Source organism: Marinomonas aquiplantarum, assembly GCF_003314975.1.
GTDB classification, from domain to species: Bacteria; Pseudomonadota; Gammaproteobacteria; order Pseudomonadales; family Marinomonadaceae; genus Marinomonas; species Marinomonas aquiplantarum.
Genome location: NZ_QNRF01000002.1, coordinates 40,788 through 59,082 on the forward strand (window position 1 = coordinate 40,788; position 18,295 = coordinate 59,082).

At 43.9% G+C, this 18,295-nt stretch carries 21 protein-coding genes and 1 pseudogene; 12 read left to right on the top strand and 10 right to left on the bottom strand.

Annotated elements, in window-relative coordinates; all coding sequences use genetic code 11:
- Window positions 1-6: 6 nt before the first annotated feature.
- A complete protein-coding gene (gene rho / locus DFP76_RS03530) occupies window positions 7-1,272 on the bottom strand; it encodes a transcription termination factor Rho (protein WP_063332452.1) in 1,266 nt (421 codons plus the stop codon).
- 520 nt (window positions 1,273-1,792) lie between these two features.
- On the opposite strand from rho, the gene DFP76_RS03535 reads away from it, so the two are divergent.
- Window positions 1,793-3,310 carry a Ppx/GppA phosphatase family protein gene (locus DFP76_RS03535; RefSeq protein WP_113873298.1) on the top strand — a complete coding sequence of 506 codons (1,518 nt, stop codon included), beginning with the start codon at window positions 1,793-1,795 and terminating at the stop codon, window positions 3,308-3,310.
- Window positions 3,311-3,350: 40 nt separating this feature from the next.
- Here DFP76_RS03535 and DFP76_RS03540 read toward each other — a convergent pair whose 3' ends face one another.
- Window positions 3,351-3,659: a hypothetical protein gene (locus DFP76_RS03540; protein WP_147084166.1), complete on the bottom strand. Its 309-nt coding sequence runs from the start codon at window positions 3,657-3,659 to the stop codon at window positions 3,351-3,353.
- A gap of 372 nt (window positions 3,660-4,031) precedes the next feature.
- Here DFP76_RS03540 and DFP76_RS03545 point away from each other — a divergent pair, with 372 nt between their 5' ends.
- A complete protein-coding gene (locus DFP76_RS03545; RefSeq protein WP_113873300.1) occupies window positions 4,032-6,062 on the top strand; it encodes a hypothetical protein in 2,031 nt (676 codons plus the stop codon).
- A 128-nt stretch (window positions 6,063-6,190) separates the two neighbouring features.
- Here the strand turns inward: DFP76_RS03545 and DFP76_RS03550 are convergent, their stop codons facing one another.
- The 3 genes and pseudogenes from DFP76_RS03550 to DFP76_RS03560 form a co-directional block, all read right to left on the bottom strand.
- Entirely contained in the window at window positions 6,191-6,574 is a 384-nt protein-coding gene (locus DFP76_RS03550) for a septal ring lytic transglycosylase RlpA family protein (protein ID WP_113873301.1), read from the bottom strand.
- Window positions 6,575-6,870: 296 nt separating this feature from the next.
- On the bottom strand, window positions 6,871-7,146 hold the full coding sequence (locus DFP76_RS03555) for a helix-turn-helix domain-containing protein (RefSeq protein ID WP_113873302.1): 276 nt from the start codon (window positions 7,144-7,146) through the stop codon (window positions 6,871-6,873).
- Window positions 7,143-7,466: pseudogene (locus DFP76_RS03560) on the bottom strand (type II toxin-antitoxin system RelE/ParE family toxin). Before DFP76_RS03560 ends, DFP76_RS03555 begins: the two are co-directional and overlap by 4 nt.
- Window positions 7,467-7,589: 123 nt before the next feature.
- On the opposite strand from DFP76_RS03560, the gene DFP76_RS03565 reads away from it, so the two are divergent.
- From DFP76_RS03565 to DFP76_RS03585, 5 genes are all read left to right on the top strand, one after another.
- Window positions 7,590-7,826: a Trp family transcriptional regulator gene (locus tag DFP76_RS03565; protein WP_113873303.1), complete on the top strand. Its 237-nt coding sequence runs from the start codon at window positions 7,590-7,592 to the stop codon at window positions 7,824-7,826.
- Complete coding sequence (locus DFP76_RS03570; RefSeq protein ID WP_113873304.1) at window positions 7,816-9,219, top strand: anthranilate synthase component I family protein; 1,404 nt, start codon at window positions 7,816-7,818, stop codon at window positions 9,217-9,219. The genes DFP76_RS03565 and DFP76_RS03570 overlap by 11 nt, the downstream gene beginning before the upstream one ends.
- A complete protein-coding gene (locus DFP76_RS03575; RefSeq protein ID WP_113873305.1) occupies window positions 9,216-9,878 on the top strand; it encodes an anthranilate synthase component II in 663 nt (220 codons plus the stop codon). Before DFP76_RS03570 ends, DFP76_RS03575 begins: the two co-directional genes overlap by 4 nt.
- Before the next feature lie 133 nt (window positions 9,879-10,011).
- Window positions 10,012-10,368, top strand: coding sequence for a type II toxin-antitoxin system RelE/ParE family toxin (locus tag DFP76_RS03580; protein ID WP_113873306.1), 357 nt, complete (start codon window positions 10,012-10,014; stop codon window positions 10,366-10,368).
- Window positions 10,368-10,670, top strand: a complete 303-nt coding sequence (locus DFP76_RS03585) for a helix-turn-helix domain-containing protein (protein WP_113873307.1) — start codon at window positions 10,368-10,370, stop codon at window positions 10,668-10,670. Before DFP76_RS03580 ends, DFP76_RS03585 begins: the two co-directional genes overlap by 1 nt.
- Before the next feature lie 374 nt (window positions 10,671-11,044).
- On the opposite strand, the gene DFP76_RS18195 is transcribed toward DFP76_RS03585, so the two are convergent.
- Genes DFP76_RS18195 through DFP76_RS03595 form a run of 3 tightly spaced genes read right to left on the bottom strand, consistent with a single transcriptional unit; the run spans window position 11,045 to window position 11,525 of the window.
- Window positions 11,045-11,158 carry a type II toxin-antitoxin system RelE/ParE family toxin gene (locus DFP76_RS18195; protein WP_220150977.1) on the bottom strand — a complete coding sequence of 38 codons (114 nt, stop codon included), beginning with the start codon at window positions 11,156-11,158 and terminating at the stop codon, window positions 11,045-11,047.
- Window positions 11,159-11,299 carry a hypothetical protein gene (locus DFP76_RS18075; protein WP_181799784.1) on the bottom strand — a complete coding sequence of 47 codons (141 nt, stop codon included), beginning with the start codon at window positions 11,297-11,299 and terminating at the stop codon, window positions 11,159-11,161.
- Between the two features lie 13 nt (window positions 11,300-11,312).
- A complete protein-coding gene (locus DFP76_RS03595) occupies window positions 11,313-11,525 on the bottom strand; it encodes a hypothetical protein (protein WP_147084169.1) in 213 nt (70 codons plus the stop codon).
- Between the two features lie 197 nt (window positions 11,526-11,722).
- Between DFP76_RS03595 and DFP76_RS03600 the strand changes: the two genes are divergently transcribed.
- Genes DFP76_RS03600 through DFP76_RS03610 form a run of 3 tightly spaced genes read left to right on the top strand, consistent with a single transcriptional unit; the run spans window position 11,723 to window position 14,092 of the window.
- Window positions 11,723-12,373 (top strand): GDSL-type esterase/lipase family protein, encoded by a 651-nt coding sequence (locus DFP76_RS03600; RefSeq protein WP_245931864.1) that lies wholly within the window; start codon window positions 11,723-11,725, stop codon window positions 12,371-12,373.
- Window positions 12,374-12,394: 21 nt separating this feature from the next.
- Window positions 12,395-13,243, top strand: a complete 849-nt coding sequence (dapF, locus tag DFP76_RS03605; protein ID WP_113873310.1) for a diaminopimelate epimerase — start codon at window positions 12,395-12,397, stop codon at window positions 13,241-13,243.
- A gap of 24 nt (window positions 13,244-13,267) precedes the next feature.
- Window positions 13,268-14,092: an AraC family transcriptional regulator gene (locus tag DFP76_RS03610; RefSeq protein ID WP_113873311.1), complete on the top strand. Its 825-nt coding sequence runs from the start codon at window positions 13,268-13,270 to the stop codon at window positions 14,090-14,092.
- 21 nt (window positions 14,093-14,113) lie between these two features.
- Here the strand turns inward: DFP76_RS03610 and DFP76_RS03615 are convergent, their stop codons facing one another.
- Entirely contained in the window at window positions 14,114-14,704 is a 591-nt protein-coding gene (locus tag DFP76_RS03615; protein ID WP_113873312.1) for a LysE family translocator, read from the bottom strand.
- Between the two features lie 177 nt (window positions 14,705-14,881).
- Here DFP76_RS03615 and DFP76_RS03620 point away from each other — a divergent pair, with 177 nt between their 5' ends.
- Together DFP76_RS03620 and DFP76_RS03625 are read left to right on the top strand one after the other, a co-directional pair.
- A complete protein-coding gene (locus tag DFP76_RS03620) occupies window positions 14,882-15,220 on the top strand; it encodes a hypothetical protein (RefSeq protein ID WP_113873313.1) in 339 nt (112 codons plus the stop codon).
- Window positions 15,221-15,225: 5 nt separating this feature from the next.
- Window positions 15,226-15,801, top strand: coding sequence for a cysteine hydrolase family protein (locus tag DFP76_RS03625; protein ID WP_113873314.1), 576 nt, complete (start codon window positions 15,226-15,228; stop codon window positions 15,799-15,801).
- A gap of 44 nt (window positions 15,802-15,845) precedes the next feature.
- Here DFP76_RS03625 and DFP76_RS03630 read toward each other — a convergent pair whose 3' ends face one another.
- Complete coding sequence (locus tag DFP76_RS03630) at window positions 15,846-18,275, bottom strand: TonB-dependent receptor (protein ID WP_113873315.1); 2,430 nt, start codon at window positions 18,273-18,275, stop codon at window positions 15,846-15,848.
- Window positions 18,276-18,295 lie beyond the last annotated feature (20 nt).

Genomic DNA, 18,295 nt, shown 5'->3' on the forward strand with positions numbered 1-18,295 from the left:
ATCGACTTACTTATTCTTGCCTTTCATTGACTCGAAGAATTCGTCATTGGTCTTGGTGACTCGAAGTCGATCAATGAGGAACTCGGTAGCGGCAATGTCTTCCATAGGATTAAGTAGTTTACGAAGAATCCACATGCGTTGCAGTTCATCTTCGGATGTCAGTAGGTCTTCACGACGCGTACCTGAGCGGCGAATATTGATAGCTGGGAAGGTTCGTTTCTCAGCAATCTTACGGTCAAGGTGAAGCTCAGAGTTACCTGTACCTTTAAATTCTTCGAAGATAACTTCGTCCATTTTGGACCCAGTATCTACCAGTGCTGTTGCGATGATGGTTAAACTGCCACCTTCTTCAACGTTACGCGCCGCACCGAAGAAACGTTTTGGACGTTCAAGGGCATTGGCATCCACACCACCGGTTAAGACTTTACCTGAAGAAGGAATGACGGTGTTGTAAGCACGAGCCAAACGGGTAATAGAATCTAGCAAAATGACAACGTCTTTTTTGTGCTCAACCAAGCGCTTGGCTTTTTCGATAACCATTTCAGCCACTTGAACGTGACGTGCTGGTGGTTCATCAAAGGTAGAGGCAACGACTTCACCGCGAACGGTACGAGACATCTCAGTTACTTCCTCTGGACGTTCATCGATCAAAAGAACGATCAAATGACATTCCGGATTATTGCGAGTAATGGAATTCGCAATGTTTTGTAGCATAAAGGTTTTACCGGCTTTTGGTGGTGATACCACCAAGGCACGTTGACCTTTACCCATTGGGGCAACCAGATCAATGATGCGTGAGGTAACATCTTCGGTTGAGCCGTTACCCGCTTCCATGGCCAAACGGTCATCAGCAAAAAGAGGCGTTAAGTTCTCAAATAAGATTTTGTTGCGAACACTGTCTGGCTTGTCGAAATTAATTTCGTTTACTTTTAGAAGGGCAAAGTAACGCTCGCCGTCTTTCGGTGGACGAATTTTCCCCGCAATGGTGTCACCTGTACGAAGATTAAATCGACGTATTTGGCTTGGCGAAACATAAATGTCGTCTGGCCCAGCTAGGTAAGAACAATCTGGCGATCGAAGGAAACCGAAGCCATCTTGTAAAATTTCAAGGATACCATCGCCATAGATGTCTTCCCCACTTTTTGCATGACGCTTAAGGATGGAGAAAATAACATCTTGTTTGCGTGAACGAGCCATGTTGTCTAGGCCCATTTCTGATGCGATTTCTAAAAGTTCGTGTACTGATTTCTGTTTTAATTCGGTAAGGTTCATAAACGGGTTTGTATTAGCTCATTTGAGGAAAATTGACAGGATTAAAAGGGCTTTTTATTAAGCCAGACTAATCTGTGTCTGGAAGTATCTAACAATGTATCAGCCACTCGGCACCAAAGAAACGAGCAATGTTTTTAAGGTATGCTCTATTTATAAGGGCCCGGATAGGGCTAAGCCAATACAGCGCGAAACAATTTGATTGGAGTCTTTCAGAGGCCATTTATAGTTGGCTCTTCATCAAGACCATCCATACTATAGATCGACTTAAAGGCAAGGTCTATAGAGAAAACTAGGAAAAAAGCAATTTCTGGTAATTTTTTGATCAAAATAGGGTTTTTAGGGGGGTACAGAGGGAAAATAGTCGTTTGTTCTCTTGATTTTCTTAGAAAAGGTTTGATCAGCGATAAAAAAAGCCATCAATCTTATGGTTTTTATGAGTTGATCCATCAATGCTTCTTCAGTTAACTGATATACTCTCAACTCAACACCTTTTTGATTTCAGCAAGATAAGGTTTACTGGATGCAGTCTCTCTTTTTGCAACAATCTCATGATTTCCCTTTCGAAAAAATAGCCGCCATTGACTTGGGCTCCAACAGCTTCCATATGGTGGTTGCTCAAGTGACGCACGGGCAGCTTCGTATCACTGGCGAGTTTGGTGAAAAAGTACAACTGGCAGCAGGCCTAGTAGATGACCATCTAGATGAGGCATCACAACAGCGCGGTCTGGAATGCTTGGCGCAATTTGCTCAAGTGATTGAAGACATGCCACCTGGGTCTGTACGAGTAGTGGGCACCAACGCCTTACGTGTGGCCAAAAATCGTTATGACTTTATTGGCAGTGCCATGGACATCATGAGCCACCCGGTGGAAATCATTGCAGGGCGAGAAGAGGCTCGATTGATTTACGTCGGCGTCTCCAACACCATGGATCATGGTGAATCAAAACGTTTAGTGGTCGACATTGGTGGTGGTAGTACCGAGTTTATTATTGGTAAGCAACTGGAGCCTATTTTAACGGAAAGTTTGCACATGGGCTGTGTGAGCTTTGCTAAACGTTTCTTTCATGACGGTGTGATTTCAAAATCAAACTTTCAGAAAGCGGTGACGGCGGCTCGTCTTGAGCTACTGAGTATTCAGGATGATTATCTAGATGAAGCTTGGGATGTCTCCATTGGTTCGTCTGGTACTATTAAAGCAGCGTTTAATATAGTGAAGGAAAATAATTGGGGAAAGAAAGGCATCACGCCGAAAAACCTCAAGCAAATCCAAAAGGCCCTATTTCAAGCTGGACATGCAGATAACATTGACCTAGTCGGATTGAAACCCGAGCGAAAAAGTACTTTTGCCGCAGGCATCGCTATTTTAACGGCGGTGTTTGAGTGTTTTGACATTAAGCAGATGGACTTTTCTACTGGGGCGCTCAGAGAAGGTGTGTTGTACGACATTATGGGTCGTTACGCGGAAACCGACATTCGTGAGCGCACCGTTAACTACATGCTGAATCAATACCATATTGATACCGAGCAAGCGAAATTAGTCACTCAGACCGCACTCTCCGCGTTAGCTCAGGTGAAGGATGATTGGGGGTTGAGCAGTATTTCGAGTGAAGACTTATTGCGCTGGGCTGGTTTGTTGCATGAGGTTGGTGTGGGCATTTCGCACAGCCGTTATCACAAACATGGTGCCTACATTATTAGCGAATCTGATATGCCGGGCTTTTCGCAACAAGAGCAACAAGCGCTGGCGAACTTGATCTTGCGCCATCGTCGTAAGTTCACTCAATCTTTGGGCTATCGTTTTACCAAAGGGGATCAGCAGGATCTGGATCGACTGTCGATCTTGTTGCGTTTGGCTATTTTGCTGCACCATGATCGCAAAGAGGGTGACATGCCTATCTTTACGTTGAAGGCGTCTGAGAAAAGTTTGCATGCAGAGTTTTTGGCGGATTGGTTAGACAGTCGACCTTTGACTTTGGCTAACTTACAGCGTGAAGCCGAAGTGTTGGCTCCAAACGGTTACACACTGACGTTTGAATAACCATAAAAAGCTCAGCCAACATCCTTCGTTGTGATGTTGGCTAGTTCAGTTTTTCGATTGTGCGGTACAAGGCCGCCACTTCTTCCCTTTGTAGACCACTGACTCGTGACATTCGGCCAATGCTGGAAGTGACTTGTACGGATTCCTTACCTTCTTCTTCTTTCTCCTGTTTATCTCCTTTGGTCTCATCTAATTGAGATTGGGAGGAGGCTAAAAGTTGTTTCGCTTGTTCAGATAAGTCTACTGCTGGTTCCCGCTCTTGTTGTGATGAGGTTTGCGGGCGCACTTCTACCGCCGGCTGTATTGTCGGTATGGTAAGGCGATTTAGTGGTATGGATGAGATTGACACAGTAGTACCTCGGTAGCCATCTAAGACACAACTTTGCAAATAAGCTTAGTACAAAGATTAACTTTCTGATCGAAATAGTGTAATTTTTTGTTATTAATATGTAAGTATTGTCATCTGTTCTGAAAAATCGCTGTGATTTGAAAGGAATAAGCCTAATTGGAGAGCTTATACAAAAGATTGACGATACCTGACAAAAATTTTGCGTTCTGCCTCATCATGTTCGTGCCTTTGTTATATAAGGATGATATTGTTTGAGTATAGATATTGAAAAAAACGTGCATTTAACAGAGCAAAAAGTTTGTTTTCTTAATGCCTTAGTAGCGATAAGCAGATCGCCTGTTGTAAGTAGATTGCTTCAAAAAAGGATGCCACATGAGTCAAGACAACCTGCCAATAGAACACCTCTATTATACGGAACCGAATCTAGAGAAAATCTTAGAAAATTTGGACGTTGTTCGCGGTCAGATTCACCCACCGGTGACGACAGAAGGACCACAGAATGTTGATCAGGTATTTCCGTCAGTCTGTCTGATTGGCTTAGGGCGTTGTGGCTCTAATATCGCTTTGGATGTGGCGTCTTTGGTATACGATGCGCGTGCAAACTACATGCGTGAAGTGGAAAACCAAGAGCTGCTGGACACCGAACGAGAGTTCCGTCCGATGCGCTGGATTCGCAAGCATTTACCCATCGAAGGCAAAGATGGCTTCAAGCCAGTATTCTTAATTGAACCGATCGTCTTACTGGGTGACTTAGATAAAGACATTGAAGGACGTATTCGTTTTTCAAACCAAGAAGGCCGTGAGCAGTTCTTGGAAGAGTACAAAAAATTACAAATCATGGACTTATCCGAAGTGCATGCTGGTGGTGCTGGTAACGCGCCTATCCTAGGTCAATACCTAGCGAAAATCATTCTAAATAAAGATACGTCGACCTTCCGTAACGAAGATTGGAAACACCTGCATTCTTATTTGGTGGATTCTTGTGGTATCAAAGCCAACCAATCTCGCTTGTACTTCTACATCTTTAGTGCGGGTGGTGGTACAGGTTCAGGTATGGCCTCTGAATTTGGTTTGGCTCAGCAATTCTCCTATCTTAGTAAAACCTTTGATTACCGTTCTGACCAATCGCAATTGGTGGATAAGCGTCACAGCTTTGTCTTTGAGCCTATTTTTACCTCTGGTATTTGTATCCTACCGAATATTTCCGGTAAGAACGTGGAAATCTCAGAAGCCTTGCACATCAATGCTGGTCGTCTGTTGACGAAATACATCTCGGAAGAATGGAATTTCTCTTACAACGAAGAGCGTGAAGAAGACGAAGTGCCTGCCGATGTGATGGAACGTATTCGTCCTTGGAACTCCATGATGCTAATTTCAAACGATATTATGCGTTATGCGGAAGAAGAAGATGGTGGCGATGCCGATAGTATTGATGTGAATACTATGGAGAAATACGCGAACCAATATATCTCTCAGCAGATCTTCAACATCCTGACGGCTCAAGCGGTGACAACGGATTACGATGAGGATTATTTCCGTCGTGCGGGGATTGATATTTCCGAAACCATTCGTCTTGATGCCAATGACTTGTTTATGAGTTTGGCTGGCCCAGTTGCTGTCGCATATGCCGAGAGCGTAGTGGGTCCTGGTGTTCATCAGGATATGGTCGACATTGATGACCTGTTCTGCCGTTCTATTGAGTTGCCTCACTTTAATGAAGACACATCAGCGATTGAAGGGGTGAGTGTATTGCCTGTTGAATCGGATCGTTACCGTCAAGCCATTAAAGATTTCCGTAAGAGTGGCTACGACATTTCTAAATTAAGTGATTTGCACTTCTTTAAGAACTGTTCCTCCATTGTGTCGATCATCTCTTTACCACGCGACTTCAAGTTGTCTTTCACTGCACTAAACCGCTTGAAAATGCACTTGAACCGTCTGTGTCCAAACACCACGCTTAAGCGTTACGCCTTGGTGATTGGTGCGTCAGCGAATCTATCATTAACTACCCTGATTGCTAAGAGTCCATGTTTGAGTGATGACTTCTTAACCCTTATGGTGGCTTACATGAAGCGTTGTTTCGCAAAAGATGATTACCGTTACACGGATGAAGTGGATCAAGCGATCATTGATATGATTCAAATGGAAGACTTTGATGACAGCCTGGTCGATAAATACTTCAATAGCCACGAGAATCCAGCCAAAATTTTGGATACCAACTGGTACGCGATCAAGCCAATGTATGAGAAGAAGTACCGTGAGTTGATCGACAATACGCAGCAGTTCGTTTCCATTAATGACATTCGTTTGGACATTGATAACGTCAGAAACGCCATTAAATATCTGCGTGAAATTTACCGTCACCGTATCAGTAAGACTAACGTCCTTACCCTTAACGGCTAAGGGTTCTGAGCTTATTGAAAACGCCTGCTGGCTCACCAGCAGGCGTTTTTTTATGTCATATGGTTATGAAAAGCAGGGCCAGCAATTCTGTTTTTTTCCTCGCGGGCATTAAGCATAGGATCAATTCATTAGCGTCCAATCACTTCTACCTTCACATCCACAACACCGACACGAGTATCGGCGATACGCTGAAACGCCGCTTTACTCAGATCGATTACACGACCGCGAATAAATGGCCCACGATCGTTCACACGTACAACGACACTTTTCCCATTATCTAAATTGGTCACCCTTACCCGAGTACCAAAGGGTAAGCGCTTATGAGCGGCAGTCATGGCATTTTGATCAAATGGCTCACCGCTTGCTGTGGTTCGGCCATGGTATTTGTCCGCGTAATAACTCGCGCCACCTTCTTCCGCAAAACCAGCGGCATCCTTGTGACTGATTGGCCCGCTGGAACAAGCAGACAATAACAGTAGGGCACCAGACAAACTCACAAACCGAGCGAACATAAAAAAACTCCCAAATAAAAGCCGATGATTCTATGCAGCGAAGCCTATTAAAATCCAGCCTCTGGAAAGCCTTTTAAAAAGCTTTTCAGGAAAGTGACAGAAATAGGCACTCAGTAGACGAATAACTTACTATGGGGCTGTTTGGGAATAGTTGAGGGGATGGAGTCAGATCCCTTAAAGCGCTAATTTATTGAAATGACGGCTGTGGAGGGATCTGACCTCTTGAACTAATGATTTATCAAGCTCAACACATCTCTAATTTGGGTAGATAAGCTTGTTTGCTTGTGCAAGTGGAACTAAATCTTATGAGAATTGAGTGACAGTTCAAAACCACAAGCATGGGCGTATTTTAGTAATGTCGTCCAGCTTGGGTTGGCGTTACCGCGTTCTAATCGGCTGATGTTGCTTTTTTGCGTATTCATGAGTTTTGCCAATTGCTCTTGGGTTAAACCCGCTTGGCTTCTCATCGACAGGAGTTGATCAATAAAAGCAAATTCGCTTTCAAGTTTTTCATATTCAGCTTGAACTTCAGGGTTCGCCAAAGCTCGTGTTTTTAGGTTTTGTAGACTCATAATGACTGAACCTCTTGTTGTCTGCGTTTAGCTAGCTCTAACTCATGTTTCGGTGTTTTCTGTGATTTTTTTACAAAGGCATGTAAAAGGATTATTCGTTGGCCCTTTAAATAGCAAAATAAGCCACGACCAATGCCTTCTTAGGCTTTTGCCCGTACTTCAAATAAACCATCGTCTATCGATTCGGTATGAGGCGGTCCAAGGTTTGCGCTATGCTTTTCCATTAGCTCTAAGAGCCTGATCATTCGCGCTTGTATTCTTGGTGGCATCTTGAGAATGGATTCGTCAACGCTACTATAAAATTCTATTTTCCAGTTCATGGTTCCCTCCAGGCTGTTATCATAGATGATAACTTCGACTTTATTTATTTTCTATCTGTTGATTAATAAAATATAAAACTATATTGTACTAGTACGTGAATACATGAATGGTAAATCCTGCCTATGCAGCCATTAATAGAATTTTTAAGCCAAGTCGATGATCAAGCTTTGTTAGAAAAGCGTCTGCGTGCTTTGTTGACGCCGAATGAAATTAACGAGATGTTGCATCGTCTACAAATTTTGTCCTTGTTGGAGCAGGGTGTGCCTCAACGGGATATTGCCAAACAGTTAGGGGTTGGTATTGCCACAGTGACACGTGGCTCCCGAGCATTGAAGGAATTGAAAGAAAATGAGTCCTGAACAAAACAAACAACCGCCTCGCATCGAGCTGCCGCGTAAACCTAAGTACGTGACCATCAGTTCGGATTGCGATTTTTTTGGTTTATTTAAAAAGATAGAAAAGCGTTTTGAAAACTGCTTTATGTTGGAGTCTCTTGGGGAGGAAAGTTTTATTTCTCGTCATTCCATCATTGGTTTTGATCCTGAAAAATTGTTGTGGGCCGAAGGCAAGCAGCTATTCATTCAAGAGCGTGATGGCGCAACGCAAGCGTATGAGTCGGACAATCCTTATTATTTATTGCGTAGTATCGTGCCACAAAACATCTTGTCTCGAGGCTTTGCGGGTGGCCTGACAGGCTATATTGGCTACGACAGTATGAATTATTTTGAGCCGAGTTTAGACCTCCAAGCCAGTGAGATGTTTGATGCGTTTCGCTTTGGTTTGTACACAGATGGGCTGATTCTAGACAAGATGACTGGCGAGGTTTTTTATTTTTATTATGAAGACAATCGCTTGGATTTGGTCAACCAAATGATGGCAGAAACGACGCCAGAAAATGGGCCTTTGGTGGTGCGACCTTTGGGAGAATCCATGACCAAAGACGATCACGCTGAGGCGGTGGCTAAGGTCAAACAAGACATCATCGAAGGTAAGATTTTCCAGTGTGAAGTGGGCTTTAAAAAGTGGTTCGAATTGGAAGGGGACACCATCAACCTTTACGAGGAATTGCGTGAAGTAAATCCTTCGCCGCAGATGTATTACATCAAATTTGCCGAGCAAAAGGTGATTGGTGCGAGTCCTGAGTTGTTGTTCCGCGTGCGTCAGGGGGAAATGGAAACTTTCCCATTAGCGGGAACGGCGAAGCGCGGTGTGGATGAAAAAGAAGACACGGCGTTGGCGCGCGCTTTGCTGAACGATCCGAAAGAAATTGCCGAACACAATATGATCGTCGATCTGCATCGTAACGACATTGGACGCGTGGCGCGTTTTGGTACAGTGAAAGTACGCTCGCTAATGGACATCAAACGTTTCAGTCACGTGCAGCATATTTCCAGTGAGATCGTTGGCATTATGGCGGAAGAGCATGACATGTTTTCTGCCTTAGCCAGCAATTTCCCGGCTGGTACGTTAACCGGTGCGCCTAAAATTGAAGCGATGAAAATCATCGATGATCTAGAAGGTGATGGTCGTGGCCCATACGGTGGTGCGGTTGGTCAGTTTTCTTTTAACGGTGATTGTATGTTTGCGATTCCGATTCGTACCGTGTTTGCCAATGGCAATAAAGCCTATGTGCAAACCTGTGGCGGGAATGTTTACGATTCCAATGCGGAAGACGAATATGAAGAAATTCAACGTAAGTTTGCCGGAACCAAGCGAGTATTAGACAGTTTCAGTGAAGGAGCGAAAGGGTGAAAATTTACATCATAGACAATTACGATTCCTTCACTTACAACCTGTACCAATTTATTGGTGAAGTGTTGCAGACAGAGCAAAGTCAGGGGCGTATCGAGCAGTTTGACGTTATCGTGAAACGCAATGATGAAGTGACGTTAGAAGACATTCGACAAGCCGCCCCAGATCGCATCATCATTTCACCTGGGCCGGGTTCACCAGACGATAAGGCCTATTTTGGTGTGTGTGCTGATGTCATCTTAGAGTTTGGGAAAACCACTCCTTTGATGGGCGTTTGCTTAGGCATGCAGGGGATTTGTCATGTGTTTGGTGGCAAGGTGGTCAAAGCGCCATTGCCCATGCATGGTAAAACCAGCCCAATTCAGCACAATGGTGAAGGTATATTTCATGATATTCCAGATCAATTGGAAGTCATGCGTTATCACTCGCTGATTGCGCAAGCAGAAAACTTTCCTGAGGTGTTGGAAGTGACCGCCGCCGTGGGCAGTTTGAGTGCCGAAGCGTTTGCCGACCTTAATGGTATTCGTCAAGGTGGCGAATTTGAGATCATGGGTGTGCGCCACAAAGAGTATCCGATCCAAGGCATCCAATTCCATCCAGAATCCTTTGCGACTGAAGGTGGAAAAGACCTGATTAAGAACTTTCTGTTTCAGCTTTGATGAGTTAGAAAATACTCGATTCTTGAAGTAATAGAAAAGCAGTACTCATTGTTGGGTGCTGCTTTTTTTAATTGAAAATATAGCCTTAAGGCTATATAGTTTAAAAGCTATTATTTTATGTAAAAGGGAATTTATGTGGAGTATAGAAACTACGGACGTGTTTGATGAGTGGTTTGAAGCTTTGGATGACACTGATAAAGAAAACGTGTTGGCAACATTGCTTTTGCTACAGCAAAAAGGACCGCAATTATCTAGGCCTTATGCTGATGCTGTGAATGGCTCGAAGTTCACTAATATGAAAGAGCTAAGGACGCAAAGTAAGGGTAAACCTATACGCTCGTTTTATGCATTCAATCCAAGCAGAACGGGTATTTTATTGTGTGCTGGAGAGAAAACAGGGAAAGATAAGCGATATTATGAACAGATGATTCCAGTTGCAGATAAAGAATTTGAAAAGCATTTACTGGATCTAAAAAGTCGAGGTGAGTAATGGCTAGAACACTTGATAAATTAATTTCAGATCAGAAGCCTGAAATAGTAAAAAATGCCCGTAAAAAAGCGGATGACATGGTACTTGGTATTCATCTCGCTGAGTTGCGTGAACGCATGCAAATCACACAAGAGGATATGGCAAACACGCTAGGCGTGAAGCAGCCAACGATTGCAGGTATGGAGCGTAAAGGACGAGATGTAAAACTATCTACCTTAAAACGTTATGTAGAAGGTGCTGGTGGCAAACTAACGTTGGATGTTGAGTTGCCAGATGGCAGCCATTACGGGTTTAAATTATAAAACTGAGTGGGCGCTCAGGCGCTTACTTGAAAGGATGCAGTTAATGAAAATGATGTTTGGTTTACAAATATATATTTCTTAGGTGATGAGCATTTCGAACAGCAGAATTGGAATAAAATTAGTTTTGATCTTGGCGGATTTCAGAATGAACTCATCTGTGATATCAACCAGTCAGAAATAATTAATATAAGAGGAACTAACCAAACAACGTGTATGGATATTTCTGTTTTATAGGCAGAACTCGAAGCACTTTTATATCATCGCTTTCAATACGATAAGCCACTAGCATGGCTATTTCAGGAATGATTAGTAGTCTACCCTTCATGCCAGCCCGTTCAACGCCCATCGATGGTTGATAAGACAAGTTGGGGACTTTATGTAGCGAGGATGTCGTCGGTTTTATCAGCGACAATAGGGTTAAACTGGTATAGATATTCGAAGATTTTCCCTCTGTCTTGCTGGGCTTCCTTTTCCCATAAAATCATCATTTACCCTCTTGCTCTGATTTTGGCTTTGAAGCTTTCCATCTGTGCATTCGCTTCTTCATTTGAAATAAATTCAGCGGAGCCTTTTTCCATTTTTTCGAAGGCGAGATTGACTTGCTCTGTTACCCATGAGTTATGAGACATGCGCTTCCTTTGTTCATTGGCGAGTTGTTCTATCGACGGGTTGTTTCGAATCGAACACTACAAACGGCGTTTCGACGGTCGCAATTAAGCGATTCGCAACTGGCTCCCAACTGGTGAAACCCAGGAAAAGCATAGCTAGTAGAAGAATGGCTTGAGCGGTTCTCGGACGACGATTGATCAACAGCAAAGCCAGCGCCATCATCAGCAAGGTAAGTGGAATAGGCATAAGCCACATGCCGATAAATTTTTTTAAATAAAACAGTATCATGCTGAGTGATTCATGACTTTTGGTCATACTTTTAAAGAAGTTTAAGCATAGTCTGAAGTCGGATCAGCGGCTGGGGATTGATCTTTGCAATTGACTGTGGATTGATAGAGGATGAATGAAAAATACCTAGGCACACCAAGAGAGGGAAGATGTTTATGACGCCTGTATCATTGCAAATGATGCCGCAACAAGCGATATGGTGGCTGCCAAGACACCAAGCGAAATTGCAGGAAAAGGCGGCCATGGATAGAGTTGATCTGGTGTTTCTAGGAGACTCCATTATGCAGGCCTGGGAGAAAGAAGGAAAAGCCATATGGGAAGCCAATTATCGGTCGAGAAACACGCTTAATTTGGGGTTTAATGGCGACCGAACTGAGCATGTATTGTGGCGTTTAGCGCATGGCGAAGTGGATGATATATCTCCTAAGCTGGTGGTGTTATTGATCGGCACGAACAACACGGGTCATCGAATGGACGATCCGCAGGAAACTGCTCAAGGAATTAAAGCCATCTTGAACTTGTTGGCAACAAAATTACCTCATACCAAAGTGTTGTTATTGGCGATTTTTCCTCGTAGCGCACGACCGACACAAAAACTCAGAGTATTGAATCAGCAGGTTACTGACCTCATTAAAGACTATGCGGATGATCAAACGGTCTTTTTTGTCGATCTGAATCATCATTTCTTGGATCAAAATGGTCATTTAACCAGTAATGTGATGGATGACTTTCTGCATCCTAATGCACATCAATACGAGGTTTGGGCACAGGCAATGGAACCCTATATCGAAAGATTAATGTCCTAATTCAGGTTTTAGAGGTAGTCAGTGAAGTTTCGAAAATATCATGCGTTGGGGAATGTGTATTTGGTGGTGTCACCGGATGAGTTTCCAGATGAGCCAGCGGTGTTGAAAATCAAGAACATCTGCCATAGTCATTATGGTGTCGCATCAGATGGGGTGTTAATCGGACCATTTGAATCGGATGTGGCGAACTTCGGTTTGCGTATTTTTAACCCCGATGGCAGCGAAGCAGAAAAGAGTGGCAATGGCCTGCGAATTTTCTGCCGAGCCTTGTGGGATTTGGGGCTGGTGAAGGATCAAGAGTTTACCATTGAAACCCTAGGTGGCGTGGTTAAGGCTCAGGTGCTTGAAAGAGGGAAGCGAGTCAATGTGGAAATGGGGCAGGTGTCCTTTAATAGCCAAGACATTCCGATCTGGGGCGACCCTCGTGAAGTGTTATTGGAAGAATTAAATGTGATGGGGATGCAGCATTTTTACAGTGGTGTGACCATAGGCAATCCTCATTGTGTGATCCTGACGGATGAAGCGACGGAAACCAAAGCGAAAGAGTTTGGCCCATTAATTGAACATCATCCGAATTTCCCCAACCGTACCAATGTGCAGTTTGTGCAGGTGATTGACCGACATCGCATTGCGATCCAAATTTGGGAACGTGGCGCAGGTTATACCTTAGCGTCGGGCAGTAGCAGTTGTGCTGCCGCAGCCGTGGCGTATAAGTTGGGACTGTGTGATGCCCGTATTGAAGTCATGATGCCTGGTGGTCAAATCGACATAGACATTAGTGATGATTTTCGCATCAGTATGAACGGTCCTGTCACGTCTGTTTGTCATGGTGAGATTGATGAAGAATGTTTGGCTCAGGTCTTTCATTAGGTCGATTTAAATGAGGAAAACGATATGAAACCATCTACCCATCCTATTTTCTGGCGAGATGATCGTTTGCCTTTTGTTGAGCTTAGGCAAGTCCTCGATGGGCGTCGGGTGAGTTATGCGCCTCACTCTCATGAAACTTGGTCTATTGGTGCTATCTTAGCTGGCCAAAGTGAATTCCTGTGTGTGAATCGGCTGCATGCAGTGCAAAAAGGGCATTTGGTGATGATGAACCCTGATGAAGTGCATGCCTGTAATCCGTTGCAGGATTCTGCTTGGGCTTATTACATGATGCACCTAGATAAAGATTGGCTCGCCAGTATGTTATTTAATCATCAATTGAGAGATCAGAGCGAGTGGCAAAATACTCGCTTAGATACTTTGTTCGATGAGCCTTTATATGAGGGTTTTGTCTGTCTGTGTGGCCAATTGATGCGTGATGATCTTAACCACAAAGAGAAGCTGCAATCATTGATTAGTTGGGTGTGTTCGCTATTTTGCCGACTCAATCAAAGTGAGGCATCTATGTCGACTAGTTTGCCGCATAATCCTCTGTATCAAGTGGCCAATTATTTAAACGAACATTGCTTAGATGACACGCCCATCGCCGAAATTAGTCAGCAATTTGGCTACAGTACGAGCTACTTGGTGCGCGCATTTAAGCGCCATTTCTATTTAACGCCTCATGCTTATCGTTTAAATCGTCGCGTTCAATTAGGTCAGAAAGCACTGAAAACAGGCCAAAGTATTGTGGATGTTGCTCACAGTGTGGGATTTAATGATCAAGCCCATTTTCAGCGGGTGTTTAAACAGCGTGTTGCCGCCACCCCTGACCAGTATCGTCGTTCTTAAAGCAGCCTAAAATCAAAACCATTAAATCAAGATATAGACACTACTGCCTGCCAATAGCGTCGCAAGACTTCGGTTGAGCCAACGCATTTTTGCTGGGCTTTGGAAGTACTGACCGAGCAGTATGCCCATGGCAACCCAAGCGCCTAAAGAGAGCCAGCATATGGGCAGGTAAAGTCCGGCGAATATTAGGATATCGTTGGTGTCTGCGTTGGGAATATATACCGCAATGCCGGAAACCGAAGCGAGCCAGGCTTTTGGGTTGATCCATTGAAGAATGGCACCGGTCATGAAGCGAGGCGCAGATTGATTTTGATGTATGCTCAAATCCCCTTGATCACGCCATAACTGGAAGCTTAGGTAAAATAAAAAGCCAGCCCCCAGCCATTTTAAAATGTTGGTGAGTTGCGGTAAGACATCGAGAATTTGATGCAAACTAAACCCTATGAGCAAAAACAGTAAAATAAAACCAAGGCTGGCCCCTGTGACGAAATTAAGTCCGGCCTTCGCACCATAGCGAGCACTGCAACTAAGAGAAAGTAGGTTTACCGGTCCAGGTGAAAGGGAAGCGGCTAAGGCAAATAACGACATGGAGATGATGAGAGATAAGGTCATAATGACATCCTTGAAAAGTGAGTAAAAACATACCTCAGTATCTAGCTATCAACGTTTGGGGTATTGAACAAAATTGACCTGATGGTTTTCATCTCAAAATCAGCAGAGTATGCTCAATGCAATGAATGCAAAGAGAGCTCGGGTGTTAATAATCGGATAAATGGTCAGGAATGGATTATGTTGAAACAGGTGTTTTGGGTGGTGATCATCATGTTGTCGCAGGCTGTCATGGCGCAGGCGCAGTCGACAAACGAGCCGTCATCGAGTCTCGATCAAACGGTCTTTGAGCTTGAACGTAGCAATGCTATTTTGCAATTATCGAAAGCTTCTTCGGAAGAGTTAAATGCTTTGCGAGATGAAATGGTGGCGGTAAGCGATCAGGTTGATGTCTTATCAAATCTGCTGTTTCTGTTAGTGGTGGCGTTCTGCGTCTTGGGTTGGCGATCCCACAAGCAAAACCAGCGTCTCGAGCAATTAGAGCGTCAGCTAACGGAAGGGTTGAATGTGAAGGAGTAAATGTCATGAATCACGTTGGTTTAATGATTATTGATATGCAGCAAGGCATGTCTTGGCCACAAGCTGGGGAGCGTAATAACCCGCAGGCTGAGCGCAACATAGCCGAACTTTTGGCTCATTGGCGAGCCAGCCAAGCGCCTGTTGTTCATGTTCGTCATTTATCGACTGAGCCTGATTCCTTGTTTTGGCCGGAGCAAGACGGGGTTTTGTTCCAAGAAGCGTTTGAGCCGCTAGACGATGAAAAAGTGATCGAAAAAAGCGTGCCAGATGCCTTTATCCATTCCGAGCTTGCTGATTGGTTAGCAGAGCAACAAATAGACTCTTTAGTGATTGTGGGTGTCAGTACGAATAATTCGGTAGAGTCGACGGTGCGCTCCGCAGGTAACTTGGGCTTTATGGTCTATGTGGTGGAAAACGCCTGTTTTGCCTTTGAAAAAGAAGACTTTTTTGGTCTGCTACGCAGTGCGGATGAAGTGCATGCCATGTCTTTAGCGAACCTGCACGGCGAATACGCCACCGTGATTAGCCAAGATGAAGCCTTCGCTTTATTGCCAAAAGACAAAGTAGAGTTGGGTGGTTAATAGAAAGACCAATCAAGGAGTTGGTCTTTCTATTAACAAAGAGGTTAAAACTCAGTGGATAAAGAGAGTTTGATTTCTCTTGGGTTGCCTTGGGTTAGATAATTGGTAAATCCTTCTTTCGAAGATGCCCAATAGCTTTCATTGGTCAAATTGGTAATATTTAATCGCCAAGTTACAGGCTGTTGTCCAATAAAGGATTGATAGCGAGCGTTGATGTCCAATCGAGTCCAAGGATCTAGTTTGAAGGTATTAGCCGAGTCAACATACTGAGGTCCACTGCGAATAATCTTACCTCCTAAACTGAATCCAGTGATTTGTGGAAGCTTATATTCTGCCCCTAATACAACGCGATATTGACTAATGTTGGGAGCGTAATTGCCATCATTTGCACCATTTTGCGTGTCTTCAAGTTTTGCATTTAACCAAGTGGCAGAAGTATTAATGCGTAATCCTGTCAGGGGCTCGCCAAAGATATTGAGTTCTAATCCTTGGTTACGCTGTGTGCCATAGTAATCGTAAATATTGTTAGCGCCTGCGTAGGCCTGTGGTTGAGTGATTTCAAACAGTGCCGCACTGGCCCCTAATGTACCGTTTTCAAACTTAATGCCTACTTCATTTTGCTTAGAGTGGTAGGGGGCTAAGTTGCTTCCAGCGTTGGCGTAGCTCTCTGAGCTGGCAATGATTTCACCTTGTTGTAAAGCTTCAACATGGTTGAAATACAAAGAAATTTCATCTGAAGCCTTGTATACCAATCCGTAAATCGGAGATGTTGCAGAATCATCATAGCTGCTTTCTGGATCGCCATCATAACTGTAGTTATCTACATTAATGGTTTGGTGGCGTAAGCCTAAAGTGAGAAGTAGTTCCTCTTCCCAAAAGCCTAGTGTATCGGCAAAAGAAAGCCCTTGGTTATGAGTTGCTGAACGGCGCTTTGGGTTATCCATATTACCACCGGACCAAGTGGTACTTGGGTAACTTCCGTCTACTGGATCATAAAGGTTGGTATTGCTTGAACCAGACATGGTATAGGCTGTGTAGGTTTTATAGGTTAAGTCTGAGTAACTTAAATTTAATTGATGACTAATAGAGCCTGTTTGAATATCTCCGATCAAGCCTAAGGTGCTTGAAATCGTATCTGACTCGTAAGGTACGGATAAACGATACATGGTTGCTGTGCCGTCTTCACTGGACACAGTAGGAGATCCATAATCACCATATTCCTCATTATGATTAATGCCCAATGCTCCCTTTATTGCCCAATTATCACTTAATTGATAATCGGCTTTTAGCATGGTGAAAAGGGTTTCTAACTCAGAGTTAGCCCAAGATGGGGCATAATTTTTCCAGCTAGCTGGAGGTGATAGCTGAGTTAAAGCAGATCCTATGTAAACTACAGAGCGTCCAGCATCGATGGTTTGCTTTTGATATCCCATGTCGGCTGCAATACTGAGATGTTCATGCTGATAATCCATACCAAGGCTAATAGAAGTTTCACTGCGACTTTCATTATCGATGGCACTGTCACCGCCCCTATGTAGAGCGTTGACTCGTACCCCCCATTCGTTAAGGTCGCCATATCGTCGAGCTACATCGGTGCTGACACCTATTTGACCTTCTAGTGTGGTATCTAAAGTAATGGCATTTAGATGTTCTTCTGCCCTTTTAGGCTCTAAGTTAATGGCTCCGCCAATGCCTGTGCCGCCAGGAGTTACGCCGTTCACAAAAGTATTTGCGCCTTTGAGGAGTTGCACGCTTTCTACTGCATTAGTGGAAACGACTTGTCTTGGCAGTATGCCGTAAAGACCACTATACGAAATAGCGTCACTGTCTAATTGGAAGCCTCTAACCATGAAAGACTCAGCATAATTGCCAAAGCCAAAACCAGATTGAACGGAAGCATCATTGTCGAGAACTTCTGCGATGCTTTCTAATTGCTGATCTTCAATCGCTTTATTGGTATAGGACACTAGACTGAAAGGTACTTCTGAGCTGTCTTGCAGGCCAAAAATACCTAAACGGCCGCCAGATTCAATCTGTCCTCCTTTATATTCAGATAACAGTGCTCCGCTGATTTCTTTGGCTGAGATTGCCAGTCCAGACATAGTGTAGTCAGTTTGATTGAGTAGGCGATAAGTGCCATCTGGGCTACTGGTCAGTATGAGAGAGGTGTCTGCTAGTAAAGCATCCATTAATTCAAACGCCGTGAAATCGCCCGATATAGCTTGGTTTTGAATATCTTGTGTAAGTGCAGGATCAAACGCCAAAGGAATTTGATTTTCATACGCTAATTTGGTCAGCGTTTGTCCAAGGTTCCCTGCGGGAACTGACATCTGCTGGCGACTTGCTTGTTGCGTGTCGTTTACTTCAGCCATAGCAGCTACACTGGCCAGCGATAAACAAGTACTAAACAGAGCGGTTGTTATGGTTTGATGAAGTTTGTTTTTAGGGTGAATCTTGATTTGCCTTAATTGCATGGCTAGTTCCTATGATAAGT

Bases quoted from the DNA above. Each gene is read 5' to 3' on its own strand.
- DFP76_RS03585 (WP_113873307.1), top strand. From the start codon at position 10,368: ATGGCTAGAACACTTGATAAATTAATTTCAGATCAGAAGCCTGAAATA.
- DFP76_RS03630 (WP_113873315.1), bottom strand. From the start codon at position 18,275: ATGCAATTAAGGCAAATCAAGATTCACCCTAAAAACAAACTTCATCAA.
- DFP76_RS03545 (WP_113873300.1), top strand. From the start codon at position 4,032: ATGAGTCAAGACAACCTGCCAATAGAACACCTCTATTATACGGAACCG.
- DFP76_RS03550 (WP_113873301.1), bottom strand. From the start codon at position 6,574: ATGTTCGCTCGGTTTGTGAGTTTGTCTGGTGCCCTACTGTTATTGTCT.
- DFP76_RS18075 (WP_181799784.1), bottom strand. From the start codon at position 11,299: ATGTCTCATAACTCATGGGTAACAGAGCAAGTCAATCTCGCCTTCGAA.
- DFP76_RS03580 (WP_113873306.1), top strand. From the start codon at position 10,012: ATGTGGAGTATAGAAACTACGGACGTGTTTGATGAGTGGTTTGAAGCT.
- DFP76_RS03555 (WP_113873302.1), bottom strand. From the start codon at position 7,146: ATGAGTCTACAAAACCTAAAAACACGAGCTTTGGCGAACCCTGAAGTT.
- DFP76_RS03625 (WP_113873314.1), top strand. From the start codon at position 15,226: ATGAATCACGTTGGTTTAATGATTATTGATATGCAGCAAGGCATGTCT.
- DFP76_RS03620 (WP_113873313.1), top strand. From the start codon at position 14,882: ATGTTGAAACAGGTGTTTTGGGTGGTGATCATCATGTTGTCGCAGGCT.
- DFP76_RS03610 (WP_113873311.1), top strand. From the start codon at position 13,268: ATGAAACCATCTACCCATCCTATTTTCTGGCGAGATGATCGTTTGCCT.
- DFP76_RS03595 (WP_147084169.1), bottom strand. From the start codon at position 11,525: ATGCCTATTCCACTTACCTTGCTGATGATGGCGCTGGCTTTGCTGTTG.
- DFP76_RS03535 (WP_113873298.1), top strand. From the start codon at position 1,793: ATGCAGTCTCTCTTTTTGCAACAATCTCATGATTTCCCTTTCGAAAAA.
- DFP76_RS03615 (WP_113873312.1), bottom strand. From the start codon at position 14,704: ATGACCTTATCTCTCATCATCTCCATGTCGTTATTTGCCTTAGCCGCT.
- DFP76_RS18195 (WP_220150977.1), bottom strand. From the start codon at position 11,158: ATGATGATTTTATGGGAAAAGGAAGCCCAGCAAGACAGAGGGAAAATC.
- rho (WP_063332452.1), bottom strand. From the start codon at position 1,272: ATGAACCTTACCGAATTAAAACAGAAATCAGTACACGAACTTTTAGAA.
- DFP76_RS03565 (WP_113873303.1), top strand. From the start codon at position 7,590: ATGCAGCCATTAATAGAATTTTTAAGCCAAGTCGATGATCAAGCTTTG.
- DFP76_RS03600 (WP_245931864.1), top strand. From the start codon at position 11,723: ATGACGCCTGTATCATTGCAAATGATGCCGCAACAAGCGATATGGTGG.
- DFP76_RS03570 (WP_113873304.1), top strand. From the start codon at position 7,816: ATGAGTCCTGAACAAAACAAACAACCGCCTCGCATCGAGCTGCCGCGT.